The sequence below is a fragment of the Siphonobacter sp. SORGH_AS_0500 genome (genome assembly GCF_031453245.1).
Classification (GTDB): Bacteria; Bacteroidota; Bacteroidia; order Cytophagales; family Spirosomataceae; genus Siphonobacter.
Genome location: NZ_JAVIYT010000001.1, coordinates 991,845 through 1,007,551, shown reverse-complemented (window position 1 = coordinate 1,007,551; position 15,707 = coordinate 991,845). Strand labels below are relative to the sequence as shown.

Sequence of the window (15,707 nt, the reverse complement as noted above, 5' to 3'; positions counted from 1 at the left end):
CACTTCTAAAAACTGTTAAATATTCTTATGATAACTCACCTAAAGCACCAATGATTCGCTCCAGATCTTCCTGATTGGTAAAGGGAATGCGAATTTCGCCTTTGTCTTTTTCGTCCGATTTGATCGAAACCTTTGAACCAAAGAACGAAGATAAACGGAACTGAATATTCCGAATTTCCTGCTTCAATGGTACTTTTTTCGTCTTCGAATCCGCCAGTTCAGGGTTCTGAATTTTACGAACTTCCTCTTCTACCCGCCGTACGGACCAGTCTTCATCGACAATGCGTTTGAACAAACTTAGTTGTGTATCAACGTCGTCAATGTTAATAATGGCCCGGGCGTGACCCATTGAGATTTTATTATCCCGCAGGGAAGCCTGAATCACTGGAGGAAGTTTCAGCAGACGAATGTAGTTATTAACCGTTGTCCGGTTTTTCCCTACGCGGTCGCCTAGTTCTTCCTGACGGAGGTTACACTCCGAAATCAGCCGCTGATAACTCAGAGCGATTTCGATGGCATTCAGGTTTTCGCGTTGGATGTTCTCAATCAGAGCCATTTCCAGCATTTGCTGGTCATTGGCCGTCCGAACGTACGCAGGGATGTGCGTTAACCCGGCCCGTTTGGAAGCCTGTAATCGCCGTTCGCCAGAAATAAGCTGATACTGATCACGGCCTAACTGGCGAACCGTGATTGGCTGGATAATACCCTGAATTTTAATCGATTCCGCCAGTTCCAGCAACGATTCCTCATCGAAATGAGTACGCGGCTGGAAAGGGTTGGTTTCAATAAAATTAACATTAATCTCGTTCATGGAGCTAATGTGCTCCAGAGCCGATAGTGGGGTGGCACTGGGCCGGCTATTGACCGAGTCTGAGTCCTGTAATAAGGCTCCCAGACCACGTCCTAACCCAACCCGTTTTTTATTGGTGTTATTCATATCTTCCTTCCCTGTTCAGACTTAGTCGTTCGAGGTTTTCGTTGCTCTAAATCCTAAACACGTTCTCAATCAATAGTTACTAAGCCATTTTTGGTAAGAATTTCCCGAGCCAGATTCAGGTAACTAATGGCTCCCTTCGAGTCAGCATCATGGGCGATGGCGGGAACGCCAAAGCTGGGAGATTCCGACAAGCGAATGTTACGGGGAATGATGGTATTAAACACCATATTCTGGAAGTGAGCCGTTACCTCATTCACCACCTGATTCGATAACCGTACCCGCAGGTCGTACATCGTTAACAAGATCCCTTCAATGCTTAGGTTGGTATTCAGGCGACTCTGAATAATCTTGATCGTATTGAGCAGCTTGCCTAAACCTTCCAGAGCAAAGTATTCGCACTGAACCGGAATAATAACCGAATCAGACGCCACGAGGCTGTTAATGGTGATCAGACCCAGCGAAGGCGAGCAGTCAATGATTACGAAATCGTAATCATCCCGAACGGAAGCCAGAGCTTCCTTCATTTTCTCTTCCCTGGTTTTCAGGTTAATCATCTCGATTTCAGCACCGACCAGATCAATGTGCGAAGGAATCAGATCCAGGTAATCAATGTCGGTTTGAATGATAATATCGGAGACGTTAATTCCATCGACCATGCATTCGTAGATGGAATTCTCAATTTCTTTCGGATTGAAGCCCAAGCCTGAAGTAGAGTTTGCCTGTGGATCGGCATCTACAATCAAAGTTCGGTACTCCAAGGTTGCCAAACTAGCGGCCAGGTTAATCGTCGTGGTGGTTTTCCCGACGCCCCCTTTCTGGTTGGCAATGGCAATTACTTTGGCCATACGTTAAACTCGGTGCGTTAGAATTTCAAAGATGCGAACATTCAGTCGGATTGCCTAGGAATGTTCCACGAAAGTTTCACGCAAAAAAAAATAAGTAGACTCCCGGAAAGTCTACTTATTGAAAATCAGTTACTTATTACTATAAATATTGATGTTACTAATTTATGAAATCTATTTAATAGCCTGAAAAAGAACTCATTACCCCCAAACTTTCGTTCCCTCCGTACAATTTTTACACATTTCTATTTCAGAACGACTTCGTATCAGGGAAGCCCGAAACTGTTCGTATGCTTTTGACTTCCAGAGGCTTTTAAAGGACTGTTCTTTCAAATCTCCCAACCGATACTCTGCGTCCTTATCAAAACAGCAGGGAACTACCAGCCCGTCCCAGGTAATGACGCAGCTGTGCCACATTTTCCAGCAGTGATCCACAAACTTATTTTTGATGCGATACTTCCCGTCAGCTTCTTTGGCGTACCGGGAATATTTGTCAATCGTCGGAATCAGCGGATCGCCGTCTTCGTAATCGTAAATCTGAGCGGTTTTCAACCCCACTTCGTCTACGCCCAGCTCAGCCGCCAACTGCCTCACCTCTTCAATCTGATGTTCATTGGGCTGCACGACCAGAAACTGAAAAATCACGTGTGGCGTTTGAGACTTCAGCTCTTTTTTCCACTTCAGGATGTTTTTTGTTCCTTCGATCACCTTGTGCAGTTTTCCCCCTACCCGGTATTGCTGATAAACTTCCTGCGTTGTACCATCAATGGAAATAATCAACCGATCCAACCCACTTTCAACCGTTTTCTTCGCGTAGGAATCCGTCAGGTAATGGGCGTTGGTGGAGGTAGCGGTATAAATTTTCTTTTGGGAAGCATACTGAACCATGTCCAGAAATTGCGGGTGTAAATACGGTTCGCCCTGAAAATAGAAGATCAGGTACAGTAGCTCATCTCCGATTTCATCCATGGTTCGTTTGAATAAATCTCCTTCCAGCATCCCCGTCGGACGCGTAAAGGAACGTAACCCACTCGGGCATTCGGGGCAACGCAGGTTGCACGAAGTCGTCGGCTCAAACGATAAAGCAATAGGTAAACCCCGGTGAACCGGCTTTTGGGTAATCTTGGATTCTATATAACTGGAGACGACTTTGAGGCCATTCCAAACCCGTTTGGCGTTGAGTTTGGAAACAAAATTAAGCCCGTCGACAAGATTTCGATTGATCATAGGTTTGTAGCGAACGCAAATGCCTGCTTACATTTCAGAATCGGCATTCGTGAAAGGCTAACTGCATTTCTTGGTGAATTATTCCAGAGTGGCTCTGAAATTTTCTATTTCTGTGAATCAGGTACATCGGTCAAAGTTTTCATAAACAAGACCAAATCGGCCTTTTCCTGAACGGTTAATCCCAGCGGTTCGGGCGGCAAAGTCTGGTTTGGAACGTCCAGCCCAATGCCCTGACCACCGCCCCGATCATAAAACTCCACGACTTCCTCCAGGGTTTTAAAAACGCCGTTATGCATGTAAGGAGCTGTATGTTCAACATTCCGTAGCGTCGGCGTTTTAAAGGCATAACGTAATACACTGAAATTGGCGATCTTTCCAGCTCCCCAGTCGGAGTCCAGCGTGGGGTGATCCAAATCAGCCTGAGCCGGAACACCTAATACTTCCACATCCGAATGTTCATAGGAAGGCGGTAACATACTATTTGTCAAAGGCATGAAATGGCAGGTAGCACATTTCGCCTTTCCGGCAAAGAGATTTAATCCGCGTTTTTCTTCGGCAGTAAGAGCATGGGCATTACCCCGCATAAACTGATCAAAACGGGAGTCCAGCCGGATCAAGGAGCGTAAGTAAGCCGCCAGAGCGTTCATAACCTGATCTGACTTTACCTCCGAACCATACGCTTTTCTAAAGGCTTCCTTATAACTTTTGTTCTGAGATAACTTAGATACAGCGATTGAAAGCGAGCCATTCATTTCCAGCGGATTTTTCATCACATCCGCAATCTGCATTTCCAGCGAAGCCGAGCGGGCATCCTGAAACAAAGTCGCCTGCAAGGCTACATTCCAAAGCGTAGGAGCATTTCGGGCTACGGTTCCCTGATGATCCAGGGTCTGACTTTTCGGTAACCCATCGGTAAAAGCCTGCTCGGGCTGATGACAGGTCGCACAACTTCGCTGCCCATTTCCCGAAAGTAAGGGCTCTTTAAAAAGCTTTTCGCCCAGGGCAATGCGGCCTTCGGTTGCGGGCCATTCGGGTTGCGGACTGTACAATTCGGGTTGAAAAACGTCTTTATCAAATATCCACCAGGCATCCGTTGCAAGAAAACGACCATTGTCTCTTAACGCCGGAATCCCAAACCGTTGTTGATCTTTCTGCAACGACTGGCACAAGGGACGCAGGCACTGAGTCAGAAATTCAGCCCGATCGAAGGTATCAAAATCACCTTTTAAAGCGGCTTTGGTTTTCTTTAGATACGCTTCCGTTTCAGCACTTACTTCATAGGCATTAATCAAATCCTCGCAGCCTTCCAGCGAAGCCAGGGCTTCGGGCAAGGAGTAATGCACCACGGGTGAATCATACCCCGTAATTCCCAATGTACCTATACGAGCCAGTTCGAGCCGCAGGGCATCCCAGAAATGCACCGTCTGTAACTCATTGAGCCAGGGATGTTTGGCTACTAGTCGGGCGTTGGCCTGCAATTCTTCGCACTCCTGTTGCAGCTCATCCAGCCGGGTTGTATCCAGTCGGGGAAAAATGATTTCTTCGATTACCTGAAACCCTGTCGGTTCGATCAACAACTGATCTTCCATTTCAACTTCCTCTACGGGCGGGCCATTCATCTGCCGGGCCATGATGGGGTCATACCCCTCCACCAGCCACTCGATTCGCTTGTAGGCAAGCCGGGCTTTCAGAAAAGATTCACGGGAGTTTAGGGTATCCAGGGGATAACTTCGTTCGAGGCGTTCGGTGGCCCGGTTAAATTCTGCCAGTCGCTCGCGAAAACGTTCTTTCAAGTCATCTGCCTGCGTACGTTCCGACCGCCAGGACGGTAAGGTAGGCAAGGCTATGATGAGCAGTAAACAAATCCATAAACGGGGCATATTAAAGCTTGAGTTTGGGAAGGATACGTGCCTTTCTACTTCAAAAGTACCGCTCTTTAGCCATCAAAAATGCCTGCTCAGAAAAATCATGATTAATTAATCAGCCTGACCGTTCAGGTATTAATCAAGCCATTATGATTATTTATACTCAAAATTATTCAATTTTATCAGCCTTTATTTAGTAACTCTATGTATTCCGAACGATTCTACCAATTGGCTTTATGGCTTACGCCTGGTGTGGGTGATATGCTTACTCGTTTACTGGTCTCCAACTGCGGGTCGGCTGAAGCCGTTTTTAAGTTACCTCCGGGAAAACTTCAGAAAATCCGGGGTATCGGTGACTTATTATCCCGAACCATTGCTGCTAAGACTAGCTTTGTTCAGACCGAACAAATGCTTCAACGGCTGGACCAGGGTGGTTATACTTTTCTGTTTTTTACGGATAAAAATTACCCTCCTCGTTTGAAATCGCTTTACGATGCCCCGGCTGTGCTTTTCTTTAAAGGGCAGGGAACTATGAACCACCCGCGAACGGTGGGTATTGTAGGCACCCGCAAAGCAACAGATTATGGCCGTCGCCTGACTGAAGAAATAGTGGAACAACTAGCCCCTTACCAACCGGCCATTATAAGCGGACTAGCCTACGGCATTGACATTACTGCTCATAAAGCAGCCCTGAAATATGATTTACCCACGTTTGGAGTAATGGCCAATGGGCTTGATACGATTTACCCGGCAGAACACCAGAAAACGGCTTTTCAGATGCAGGAACTGGGCGGTATTGTGTCTGAACAACCCTTGGGTATCAAACCCGACCGACGTTTTTTTCTAAATCGAAACCGGATCATTGCCGGGCTTTCTGACGTGGTACTTGTGATTGAATCGGCGAAGAAAGGCGGAGCGATGGGAACGGCAGAGTACGCGAACAACTATAATCGGGATGTTTTCGCTATTCCGGGTAATCTGAAAAACCCCGGTTCGGAAGGCTGTAATTTCCTGATTTATCACAACAAAGCCCAACTCTTTCTTGATGTGCCTTCGATGGTGGACAGTTTGAATTGGGGTGAACAATCAGCTAATGCTAAAGATCACTTACAGGATTTGAGCATGCTTTCACAGGAAGAGAGTCAGATTATGAGCTTATTACGAGATGCTGGTTCTCAGCACATTGATGATCTGGCCTGGCGATCACAGATTCCCATGGCTAAGCTGGCTTCTTTGTTACTTAATTTGGAATTTCAGGGTCTTATCCGAAGTCTGCCCGGAAAAGTGTATGGACTTTCTTAAGTTTGGTTCATGGTTTCGGTTCATGAAATACCTTTCAGTGGAAACCTTCGTTCTAAGCAAAATCAGAGACTATTGACACATTACCAACAACTTGGCGTTTCAAGAACGGCTTCAGCCGAAGAAATCAAGCGAGCGTATCGTCAGTTGGCCGTTCGCTGGCATCCCGATAAAAACCCTAATCATTCGCAGGCGGAAGAGAAATTTAAAGCAATCAATGAGGCGTATCGAGTTCTTTCGGACCCGGCATTGCGGGCTTCGTATGACTTCAAACTAAATTCTGCTCAAAGGACTCAAACGCAAACACCACCCCCGCCGCCGAAACCCAAACCTGCTGCCCCGTCACCGCCGCCCTCATCACGATCGACGTATCGCCGCTGGCTTATTCCGGGCGTTTCGCTTCTGATCCTCAGCGTTATTATTGGTTTTTTCGGGTTGCAGCAATATAACCATAAACAGGCCGAACAGGAAGTAGCTCAGGCTACGCGGATGCTGGTGGATGAGGACACACTAGCCGCTTTGGGAAAACTGAACATGGCCATTGTGCATGATGATCAGCTCATGCTTGCTTATCGATTGCGAGGCCAAGTGTTGTTACACTTGCGGGAATTTGAAAAAGCATACGGTGATTTATCCACGGTATCCCAGCAAACTTTACCCGAAGAAGGGCTGGAAATGGAACTGGCTACTTGTAGTTATTACCTGAAAAAATACGCTCAAAGTCGCAGTCACCTCAATAAAGCTCTGCGAAGTAACCCGGAAAATGGAAAGCTTTTTCAGATGCGGGGAACGAATTTCTGGCTGGAAAAAGATAGCCTCCGGGCCTGCGATGACTGGCAACAGGCCGTTCGTTTAGGAGAACAGGAAGCCGCAGCGTTAATGAATAAGTACTGTCGGTAAAAGAGGTGTTAGCCTACGGTTTTAATGAATTCATTAACATCAGAATCGTTTGTTAGGAGATTTTTCCCGTTAGGCATCCACGTAGAGAAGCGACTTCATGGCGTCTGGCCGAGAAATGGAAGTCCATTTAAATGGTAACCAAAGCCGCCGCTCCTGCCTTGGCTGGTGTCCTCACCCGCCATTACTAAAAGCCTAGTGGTTGGTGAGGACACCAGCCAAGGCGAGGGCATGTACCTCATACGAAAAACCCCGGATTTTCATCTAGGGCTATCCAGCCTGGGTCCATCCAGACCGGGACTATTCATATTTAACCCCTCCGGGGTTAGGGTCTCCATTTTCAAACAACTCCCCTACCTTTAGCAGACAGGCTGGTGAGGACACCAGCCAGGGGAAACCTGGGTTGTCACCCCGGATTTTCATCCGGGGCTATTCATATTTAACCCCTCCGGGGTTAGGGTCTCCATTTCAAAACAACTCCCCTACCTTTATGGGTTTTCTCTTTCCAAACTGAAAACTGAAAACTGAAAACTGAAAACTGAAAACTGAAAACTGAAAACTGAAAACTGAAAACTGAAAACTCCTACTGCTTCCAGGTTTCAGGAGCCTGACGCCATTCTTTTAGTGTAGTTACCTGATCTTCGGTGATGTATCCAAGCGGTAAAGCGGCCTGCACGAGAGCATTATAATCACTCAGGCAACGAAGTTTTACTCCGGCCTGCTCAAAATTCTGTTCGGAAATTGGGAATCCGTAGGTGAAGATAGCCGCCATTCCTACGACCTCAGCTCCACCTTTGCGTAAAGCTTCAACGGCTTTCAGAGAACTGCCTCCCGTTGAAATTAAGTCTTCAATAACCACTACTTTCTGTCCCGCTTCCAGACGACCCTCAATCTGATTACCCATGCCATGATCTTTGGGTTTAGGACGAACGTACAGAAATGGCAACCCTAACACATCCGCCACCAAAGCTCCCTGAGGAATACCCGCCGTGGCTACTCCTGCAATGGCGTCTACACCTGCGAATTCATTCTTAATCATTTCGGCTAACGCATCTTTGATATACGTCCGAACGGAGGCCGAAGAAAGCGTAACGCGGTTATCGCAATAAATGGGTGATTTCCAGCCAGAGGCCCATGTAAAGGGCGATTCGGGGCTTAGACGTACTGCTTTTACTTCCAAAAGCATTTCAGCCACGCGAGCGGCTACGGTTGATGAGGGTACGAGTTCCATGCCACAAAGGTAGGAAATTCTGTCCGTCGTCGAGGAGTTGCACTGAAGTTCCCTTCCCTTTTTTCAGTCCTTTCTTTGACAAACAATCCTTAACTTTATCCAACCTAAGGAACCATTTGAAGGCTTATCTTCTTTATCAGTTTCCTACTTCTGGACTTTACCACACTTCCTTTATCTTTGTATTACTAACCATTTAGAGAGAGATTCATGGTCCTGTTTATCAACGACCGTCCCGTAAAAATTACTGATGCTCAACGAGCCAATCTATTACGGGAAAAGAGTGATTTTGACGTGGTCATTGATACCCGTCTGGAGGGAATTAAAACGGATCAGCTTCACGGTCATGTTTTGATTCTGAATGCTTCACTAGCGTCTCTGGAACGTTTAATGAACATTTTACACGATGAACATCCTGCCGCTTTACAAAGCATTCTGGTACAAGTAGCCGATCAGAAAGCAGCTGAAAGCCGGTTAAAAAGTTACTTCAAAGTGGTTAAAGCCGCCGGTGGCGTAGTTTTTAAGGATAATAAAATCCTGTTAATCTATCGTCTGAAACGCTGGGATTTACCCAAGGGCAAACTGGATCCGGGTGAAAAATCAAGAGGAGCTTCTATTCGCGAGGTGAAGGAAGAAACGGGTGTGGATGCAGAACTTGTCGATAAAATCTGTACGACCTGGCATACGTACACGCACAACGGTAACCGTATTCTGAAACGAACCAAATGGTATCAGATGAATTGCCTGAGTGATGAAAACATGACTCCGCAATGGGAAGAAGACATCGAGAAGATTAGCTGGATGTCTAAAAAAGAAGTGCAGAATGCGATGGTCGATTCCTATAGCTCCATTCGCTATGTTTTTGAGCGGCTCTGGAGTACGGTCCCTGCCAAAAACTAAGGTCATTATTAACTTCCCGAAAGCTTATAACTTTCGGGAAGTTGTTTTTTAGAGCTTATCGTTTTGCCCGCTCGTATTGAGAAGGCCATTTAATTTCGTCTCCGAGAACCTTCGCGGCATGAATCGGGAAGTAAGGATCTCGCAGCGATTCACGAGCAATGAAAATCAGATCGGCCTGACCCTTCTGAAGAATTTCTTCGGCCTGCTGAGCTTCGGTAATGATACCTACGGCTCCGGTTTGTACGTCTGCCTGATTTTTGATCTGATCCGAAAAAGGTACCTGATAGTTCGGCCCCGCCTGAATCTTGGCATAAGAAGCCAGACCTCCCGACGAAGTATCAATGATATCTACGCCTTTTTCTTTAAGGATTTTGGCCAGTTGAACGGACTGCTCAACATCCCAGCCATTCTCTACCCAATCCGTTGCCGAAACTCGTACAAACACGGGTAACTCTACGGGCCAAACGGTTTGTACAGCTTCCAGAATTTCCAGTAGAATTCGGATTCGATTTTCGAAACTACCGCCGTACTCGTCGGTGCGGCTATTACTAAGAGGCGAGAAAAACTGATGAATTAAGTACCCATGAGCCGCATGAATTTCCAGCACTTCATAACCCGCCCGGAAGGATCGGGCAGCGGCATCTTTAAAGTCAGCAATCACTTTTTGAATACCCTCTTTATCCAGAGCCGTTGGCTGAACATCAGCCTCCTGAAAAGGAATGTTACTTGGAGCAACGGGTTTCCAGCCCCCTTGCGTTTCGGGTACCTGCCCCCCTCCATCCCAGGGACGAAATACGCTGGCTTTGCGTCCAGCGTGAGCCAGTTGAATACCTGCCACAGCTCCCTGCTGACGAATGAAAGAAGTGATTTGCTGTAATTTTTCGATGTGCTCGTCTTTCCAGATCCCCAGGTCTTCGCGAGAAATACGGGCTTCGGGAGAAATTGCCGTGGCTTCCTGAATAATTAACCCGGCCCCACCCACGGCCCGTGAGCCTAAGTGAACCAGATGCCAGTCATTGGCAAAACCATCGACGGATGAATACTGGCACATGGGAGAAATCACGATTCGATTACGAAAAGTGATTTTCTTGAGCGTCAGTGGAGAAAATAATAGTGACATATTCGGAAAGATGTTTAAACCTAAGTAGTAAATAAGTTAGGATAAACTTCCGTTCCCGAGCGAGCAAATTCGAACGTTAGACGAGCCTGTGTGTCTAGAGATCTTTCACCGAATAGGGCAGATATTGATCTACGCTGGCTCCATACCGATGCAAATCCCGGATGATGGTACTGGAAATGGGAGCTAACTCCGGCGAGCAAATCAGGAATACTGTTTCCAACCCTTCGTATAGATCCCGGTTAACCTGGGCAATACTGTTTTCGTATTCGAAATCCGTTGTATTTCTGAGTCCTCTCAACAAAAAGGAAGCGTTGTATTCTTTAGCCACCCGGGCCGTTAAGTCCTGGTAAGGAACTACCTGAACCGGTTCATTAATAAAGGTTCGCTGAATGGCCCGTGTCATTACTTCCACCGAGAAATACCGCTTTTTGCTGGTATTATGTCCAATACCGATGATAATCTCGTCGAAGAGCTTCAGGCCCCGTCGTACAATATCTTCATGTCCTTTCGTGAAAGGATCAAATGAACCGGGGAAAAAAGCGATTTTCGACATAACTAAAGGATGGGGTTAAGAAAGCAGGGAGGGTTACAGGCATTTCGATTGGCTAGCTCAATAAAGTAGCTACGTGATAGAAAATCGGGGAATCTCCGGGCAGGCGGGGAATGGAAACCGCATCAGGTAAGCCCAGCGACAGATTTTTAATGTGATTATAAAGCCCTTTGTAGGAGTCATCCTCTTCCGTCACCACGCCAAAAACCCAGGCCGGAATTTCTTCCGCATCGATTTTTAATTCATTCATTACAAAAAGTACGTAATAAACTAAGTCAGAAGCGGCCCGGTATACAAAGCGATTGCAGTAATGGAGCTTCGTTTCATTCACATAGACCAGCGTGGCTGCCTGTTTTTCTACGTAAATCATCAGTCCCGTACTTTTCAGTTTGGAACTTAATTCCAGCAGAAGATCAGATTGATGAAAAACCTGAATTTTTTCCAGCGGATAAATATCAAGAATCCAGTCCGAAAACAGCGTTGGGAAAGCAAATAGATTAGTAGCCTCCCATGTCGGATGTAGCGTATGCTGAACCGTCTCCTGGCTAGTCACCTGACCACGGGCCAGTGACAACGTGCGAGCAGCATATTCCTTCTTGAATAGGGCCGTCGGTACCAGGGTAAAAGATTGGTTATTGACAATGAGCCGAATAGACTTCCAGAATGTTTTTTCAGCAATGGGATGCTTGCTGACAATCTCCTGAATCTGAGCCAGGTATTCTTGTTCTGAAGTCGTTTCAGGTAAAGCGAATTCGTCCAGCCACAGACACAGATTATTGACGGGATCAATAATACTAATCTGAAAATCCTTGGGATTCAGAGCCAGGGTAAGTATATATGAACTAACCGAGGTTAGTAAAAATGCCTCCTGCCGAAATTGAAAAGCGGGGGTCATACGCCTATGGATTGATTACTGATGGTTCGTTACCCACAGTTAACTAAAGCAGTAACCGGGTATTAAAGTACCAAAACTATCAACATTTCGGCAAAGATTCGTTTCTAGTGTTGCACCAGCCCCCCTTTTTACCTTCAGCTTTTAGCGGCCATCGGCAAATTCAGCCTTCGTTACGAAGAACTTGGTTTCGCCGTCAAAGTCAAACTGGAAGAGTTTTTCTTCGTAAAAAAGCGTTACCCGTCTTCCCGAACGCAGAGCTTCGTTAATGGTACTAATCGTGGAATCCTTCCCATTATCGACACTGAACTGCCATTTTTCAGCGTTCATTTGGCCCGTTCCTTCCGAAAAACCACCCAGTAATAGCTCTCCTTCCCAGGTCTTAAAGACATAACCCCGTTTACTGAAGCGAGTGATGGTTCCTGCTCGTTCGCCTTCCGAATAATTAATTTTTGTAAGAATCCAGAAAACGACCAGCGTTACGACGGCCAGAATCAATAATACTTTACCAAATGTTTTCATTTCAGGTTGAATTGTTTAGGTGCCCTACTCAAGGATATGAGTAAAAGGAATCATTTAGACTCAAAGAAAAATATCTTCGTTGAATTATTAACCATTTTTCAGGCGAAGTTCCCTAAAAAACATTGCCAACTCTGTTTACTTCGAGCGGATGGCTAATACGGGGTCCATTCGGGCGGCAATCCAGGCTGGAATAATCCCCGATAACAAGCCAATACTACTCGATACGACCAGGCCAATAACGACGTTTCGTAAGGAAAGCTGAATGATTAATAAATCCTGCGGGTAAAACGTTAATACCCAAACCCAGAGAATGCCGACCATACCTCCAATCAGACTCAGGAAAATGGCTTCGAAGAGAAACTGGAACAGAATAAAGTAGGTTTTTGCCCCCAATGATTTCTGAATTCCAATGAGGCTGGTTCGCTCTTTCACCGAAACGAACATAATATTGGCAATCCCGAAGCCTCCGATTAATAAAGAAAAGAGAGCAATAATAATCCCGGCTCCGCGAAGGGCACTAAAGATCGTTTCCACCAGATTCTGAATGGCCTCGGGGCGATTAAGGGAGAAGTTATCTTCCTGATAAGGCTTCAACCCGCGTTTGCTCCGCATGAGCCCCGTTAATTCGCCTTCAAGTTCCTGAAGCTTTTCGTCCCGATCATATCCTTTTATGGAAATATTAGGTTCTGAGTATCTGGTGTGAAAGAGTTTTGAGAAGGATTTATAAGGAATGTAACAACGGATGTCTGGCTTGCCACCGATCTCAAACATGCCCGTACCAATGCGTTCTATTACGCCAATTACCTGAAACCGCAGTCCTTTAATCTGGACAAATTTCCCGACGGCTTCCTGAAAAGGGAACAAATTAGCCGCCACATCCGCCCCGATAACGACCACGTTTCGGGCGGCCTCTTCTTCCATCGGACTGAAATAACGTCCTGATTCAACGGGTAAATCTGAAATTTGGTTGTATTGATAACTAATACCCCGCACGCCAGCCGTCATGGAATTATTCCCATTTTTGATGGTCTGGCCACCCCGTCCGTCCGAAATGGCAACATATTGGGCGTTTTCAAGGTTACGTTCTAAGAACTGAAAATCAGAATAACTCGGAGCAGGCCGCCGGAAAAATTTCCACCAGGCATAATCCGGGCTGCTGTAATCCCAGGACCACTTGGAAACGAAAATGGTATTACTGCCCGTAAAACTCAGGCTTTCCCGAATGCTGCTTTCCAGTGAGTCGACCATGGTAAAAACGGCAATAATTGAAAAAATACCCACGCTCACGCCCAGTAGCGACAATACGGTTCGTAACAAATTAGAACGTAAGGCCTGCCAGGCAAAGCGAAGACTTTCGAAAACCTGCCGAAGAAATTTCATGTTTATGAGTCTATCTGAGGTGCAAGTTTCAAAGTAGAAATCATTCCAAATGTTTTACAAGAAAAAGTTGGTTCAACTATACTTTTTAAAGGTTAAACGGAATACCGCTTTTTAAATATTTTTTATAAAATTTCCAAAAAAGCTTGACATTCGGCCTTGATAAAGTGCATATTTAGCCAACACTATCTGGTATCTAGCTGAATTCCATGAAGTTATCCGAATTTAAATTTGATTTGCCGCAAAATCTCATTGCCCTCCATCCAGTCGAACGCGGCGAAGCACGACTGATGGTAGTTAATCGTCAAACCCGGCAATTCGAACATCGAAAATTCGGTGATATCGTGAATTATTTTGGCGAAGGCGACACGATGGTTGTGAACGATACTAAGGTTTTTCCAGCTCGTTTGTACGGTAGCAAGGAAAAAACCGGAGCACAGATTGAGGTATTCTTACTCCGTGAGCTAAATCGTGAACATCGCCTGTGGGATGTGCTGGTAGACCCGGCCCGTAAAATTCGGGTGGGTAACAAGCTGTACTTTGGCGATAGCGATCTGGTAGCAGAGGTAATCGACAATACCACTTCGCGGGGTCGTACCATTCGTTTCTTGTACGATGGCGACCACAATGCGTTGATGAAAGCCATTCACGAGCTGGGCGAAACGCCTCTACCCGAAGAAATTAAAAGTCGCCGGAAAGCTACGGATGAAGACCGGGAGCGTTACCAAACCATCTTTGCGGATGATTCGAAAGTAGGAGCCGTAGCTGCCCCTACCGCCGGTTTGCATTTCACGAAGAATATCAAGAAACGCATGGAGATTAACGGCACCGACTTTACGCCGATTACCCTTCATGTAGGTTTGGGCACTTTCCGTCAGGTAGACGTAGAAGATCTCACCAAGCACAAAACGGATTCTGAGCCTTACTTCATTCCTGCACAAACAGCGGACGTAGTTAATGCTTCTCTGGACGCCGGAAAACGGGTTTGTTCCGTAGGGAATACGGTATTGAAAACGCTGGAATCGTCGGTTTCTGCGAATTCACGACTGAAACCAAGCGAAGGCTGGACGGATCGTTTCATTTTCCCTCCTTACGATTTCAAAATCAGTAATGCCTTGTTAACGAACTTCCATTTACCAGAATCCGTACTGCTCATGGGCGTGTGTGCCTTTGGTGGGTATGACTTGATGATGGAAGCGTACCAAACGGCCATTAAGGAAAAATATAAGTTCTTCAGTTACGGCGATTTAATGCTGATTCTGTAATTGGCTCGTTAGCTATGGGCTGGTAGCTGATAGCTAACAGCCCATAGTTATGAAACGATACGTTATCCTCGTTGCTGGTGGCAGCGGCAGTCGCATGGGCGTTTCATTGCCCAAGCAATTCTTATCTCTTGCTGGAAAACCCATCCTGATTCATACACTGGAGCGTTTTCTGGAGTATTCTCCCGATCTACAGGTTATTCTGTGTTTGCCCGCCGACCAGTTTTCCTACTGGGAACAGCTTCGTAAAGAATATCCCCTGCCCTTTTCTCAGCCTATTATTGAAACGCCCGGCGGAGCTACTCGTTTTCAGTCAGTTCGCAATGGCTTACAACAGGTTACTACAGATGGACTCGTGGCGGTTCATGATGGTGTTCGTCCGCTGGTTCCAGTTTCGGTGATTGCCCGTAGTTTCGAAGTCGCGGCAGAAAGCGGTACAGCCATTGCCGCCGTTGCGGCCAAAGATTCTATTCGTCTGGTTACCGAAGATGCGGGGAATAGTGCTCTGGATCGTTCTAAACTTCGCCTCGTGCAAACACCGCAGACGTTTCAGGTTTCCCTGCTCAAAAAAGCTTTTGAACAGGCCGAAAGTCCTTTATTTACGGACGATGCCAGCGTAGCCGAAGCAGCGGGTTACCCCATTCACCTGCTGGAAGGTTCGTACGAAAACATTAAAATCACGACGCCCGAAGACCTCGCCTTCGCAGAAGCTCTGCTGAAAGGCAGCTCTTTAGCTTAACGTTTTTTCTTATTTTCTCCATTATCAGGCAGTTACGTAGTTTTAAAGCG

15 protein-coding genes are annotated in these 15,707 nt (G+C 46.3%); 5 read left to right on the top strand and 10 right to left on the bottom strand.

Going from position 1 to position 15,707, the window contains the following annotated elements; genetic code table 11:
- Positions 1-25: 25 nt before the first annotated feature.
- The 4 genes from QE357_RS04240 to QE357_RS04225 all read right to left on the bottom strand — a co-directional run bounded on the left by QE357_RS04240 (position 26) and on the right by QE357_RS04225 (position 4,886).
- Positions 26-937: a ParB/RepB/Spo0J family partition protein gene (locus QE357_RS04240; RefSeq protein WP_106635129.1), complete on the bottom strand. Its 912-nt coding sequence runs from the start codon at positions 935-937 to the stop codon at positions 26-28.
- A 65-nt stretch (positions 938-1,002) separates the two neighbouring features.
- A complete protein-coding gene (locus QE357_RS04235; RefSeq protein ID WP_106635128.1) occupies positions 1,003-1,782 on the bottom strand; it encodes a ParA family protein in 780 nt (259 codons plus the stop codon).
- A 198-nt stretch (positions 1,783-1,980) separates the two neighbouring features.
- Positions 1,981-3,003 carry an SPASM domain-containing protein gene (locus QE357_RS04230; RefSeq protein ID WP_309711315.1) on the bottom strand — a complete coding sequence of 341 codons (1,023 nt, stop codon included), beginning with the start codon at positions 3,001-3,003 and terminating at the stop codon, positions 1,981-1,983.
- Positions 3,004-3,110: 107 nt separating this feature from the next.
- Positions 3,111-4,886 carry a cytochrome c peroxidase gene (locus QE357_RS04225; RefSeq protein ID WP_309706084.1) on the bottom strand — a complete coding sequence of 592 codons (1,776 nt, stop codon included), beginning with the start codon at positions 4,884-4,886 and terminating at the stop codon, positions 3,111-3,113.
- A 189-nt stretch (positions 4,887-5,075) separates the two neighbouring features.
- On the opposite strand from QE357_RS04225, the gene dprA reads away from it, so the two are divergent.
- A complete protein-coding gene (gene dprA, locus QE357_RS04220) occupies positions 5,076-6,173 on the top strand; it encodes a DNA-processing protein DprA (RefSeq protein ID WP_106635126.1) in 1,098 nt (365 codons plus the stop codon).
- 72 nt (positions 6,174-6,245) lie between these two features.
- Complete coding sequence (locus QE357_RS04215) at positions 6,246-7,070, top strand: DnaJ domain-containing protein (protein WP_309706081.1); 825 nt, start codon at positions 6,246-6,248, stop codon at positions 7,068-7,070.
- A 580-nt stretch (positions 7,071-7,650) separates the two neighbouring features.
- Here the strand turns inward: QE357_RS04215 and pyrE are convergent.
- Entirely contained in the window at positions 7,651-8,298 is a 648-nt protein-coding gene (gene pyrE, locus QE357_RS04210; RefSeq protein ID WP_307142124.1) for an orotate phosphoribosyltransferase, read from the bottom strand.
- A 207-nt stretch (positions 8,299-8,505) separates the two neighbouring features.
- On the opposite strand from pyrE, the gene QE357_RS04205 reads away from it, so the two are divergent.
- Positions 8,506-9,195, top strand: coding sequence for an NUDIX hydrolase (locus QE357_RS04205; RefSeq protein WP_106635123.1), 690 nt, complete (start codon positions 8,506-8,508; stop codon positions 9,193-9,195).
- A 55-nt stretch (positions 9,196-9,250) separates the two neighbouring features.
- Here the strand turns inward: QE357_RS04205 and namA are convergent, their stop codons facing one another.
- The 5 genes from namA to QE357_RS04180 form a co-directional block, all read right to left on the bottom strand.
- A complete protein-coding gene (gene namA / locus QE357_RS04200) occupies positions 9,251-10,315 on the bottom strand; it encodes an NADPH dehydrogenase NamA (protein WP_106635122.1) in 1,065 nt (354 codons plus the stop codon).
- A 94-nt stretch (positions 10,316-10,409) separates the two neighbouring features.
- Complete coding sequence (gene coaD / locus QE357_RS04195; protein WP_106635121.1) at positions 10,410-10,868, bottom strand: pantetheine-phosphate adenylyltransferase; 459 nt, start codon at positions 10,866-10,868, stop codon at positions 10,410-10,412.
- A gap of 52 nt (positions 10,869-10,920) precedes the next feature.
- Positions 10,921-11,760 carry a DUF3822 family protein gene (locus QE357_RS04190; RefSeq protein ID WP_309706075.1) on the bottom strand — a complete coding sequence of 280 codons (840 nt, stop codon included), beginning with the start codon at positions 11,758-11,760 and terminating at the stop codon, positions 10,921-10,923.
- Between the two features lie 141 nt (positions 11,761-11,901).
- Entirely contained in the window at positions 11,902-12,279 is a 378-nt protein-coding gene (locus QE357_RS04185; RefSeq protein ID WP_106635119.1) for a hypothetical protein, read from the bottom strand.
- Between the two features lie 135 nt (positions 12,280-12,414).
- On the bottom strand, positions 12,415-13,659 hold the full coding sequence (locus tag QE357_RS04180) for an ABC transporter permease (RefSeq protein WP_307142122.1): 1,245 nt from the start codon (positions 13,657-13,659) through the stop codon (positions 12,415-12,417).
- A gap of 206 nt (positions 13,660-13,865) precedes the next feature.
- On the opposite strand from QE357_RS04180, the gene queA reads away from it, so the two are divergent.
- Together queA and QE357_RS04170 are read left to right on the top strand one after the other, a co-directional pair.
- Positions 13,866-14,921, top strand: a complete 1,056-nt coding sequence (queA, locus tag QE357_RS04175) for a tRNA preQ1(34) S-adenosylmethionine ribosyltransferase-isomerase QueA (protein ID WP_106635117.1) — start codon at positions 13,866-13,868, stop codon at positions 14,919-14,921.
- A gap of 49 nt (positions 14,922-14,970) precedes the next feature.
- A complete protein-coding gene (locus tag QE357_RS04170; RefSeq protein ID WP_307142121.1) occupies positions 14,971-15,657 on the top strand; it encodes a 2-C-methyl-D-erythritol 4-phosphate cytidylyltransferase in 687 nt (228 codons plus the stop codon).
- The last annotated feature ends 50 nt before the right edge of the window (positions 15,658-15,707 follow it).

Excerpts from the sequence above, each read along its gene's own strand:
- coaD (WP_106635121.1), bottom strand. The coding sequence starts at position 10,868 with ATGTCGAAAATCGCTTTTTTCCCCGGTTCATTTGATCCTTTCACGAAA.
- queA (WP_106635117.1), top strand. The coding sequence starts at position 13,866 with ATGAAGTTATCCGAATTTAAATTTGATTTGCCGCAAAATCTCATTGCC.
- QE357_RS04185 (WP_106635119.1), bottom strand. The coding sequence starts at position 12,279 with ATGAAAACATTTGGTAAAGTATTATTGATTCTGGCCGTCGTAACGCTG.
- QE357_RS04225 (WP_309706084.1), bottom strand. The coding sequence starts at position 4,886 with ATGCCCCGTTTATGGATTTGTTTACTGCTCATCATAGCCTTGCCTACC.
- pyrE (WP_307142124.1), bottom strand. The coding sequence starts at position 8,298 with ATGGAACTCGTACCCTCATCAACCGTAGCCGCTCGCGTGGCTGAAATG.
- QE357_RS04190 (WP_309706075.1), bottom strand. The coding sequence starts at position 11,760 with ATGACCCCCGCTTTTCAATTTCGGCAGGAGGCATTTTTACTAACCTCG.
- QE357_RS04240 (WP_106635129.1), bottom strand. The coding sequence starts at position 937 with ATGAATAACACCAATAAAAAACGGGTTGGGTTAGGACGTGGTCTGGGA.
- QE357_RS04180 (WP_307142122.1), bottom strand. The coding sequence starts at position 13,659 with ATGAAATTTCTTCGGCAGGTTTTCGAAAGTCTTCGCTTTGCCTGGCAG.
- dprA (WP_106635126.1), top strand. The coding sequence starts at position 5,076 with ATGTATTCCGAACGATTCTACCAATTGGCTTTATGGCTTACGCCTGGT.
- QE357_RS04170 (WP_307142121.1), top strand. The coding sequence starts at position 14,971 with ATGAAACGATACGTTATCCTCGTTGCTGGTGGCAGCGGCAGTCGCATG.
- QE357_RS04205 (WP_106635123.1), top strand. The coding sequence starts at position 8,506 with ATGGTCCTGTTTATCAACGACCGTCCCGTAAAAATTACTGATGCTCAA.
- namA (WP_106635122.1), bottom strand. The coding sequence starts at position 10,315 with ATGTCACTATTATTTTCTCCACTGACGCTCAAGAAAATCACTTTTCGT.
- QE357_RS04235 (WP_106635128.1), bottom strand. The coding sequence starts at position 1,782 with ATGGCCAAAGTAATTGCCATTGCCAACCAGAAAGGGGGCGTCGGGAAA.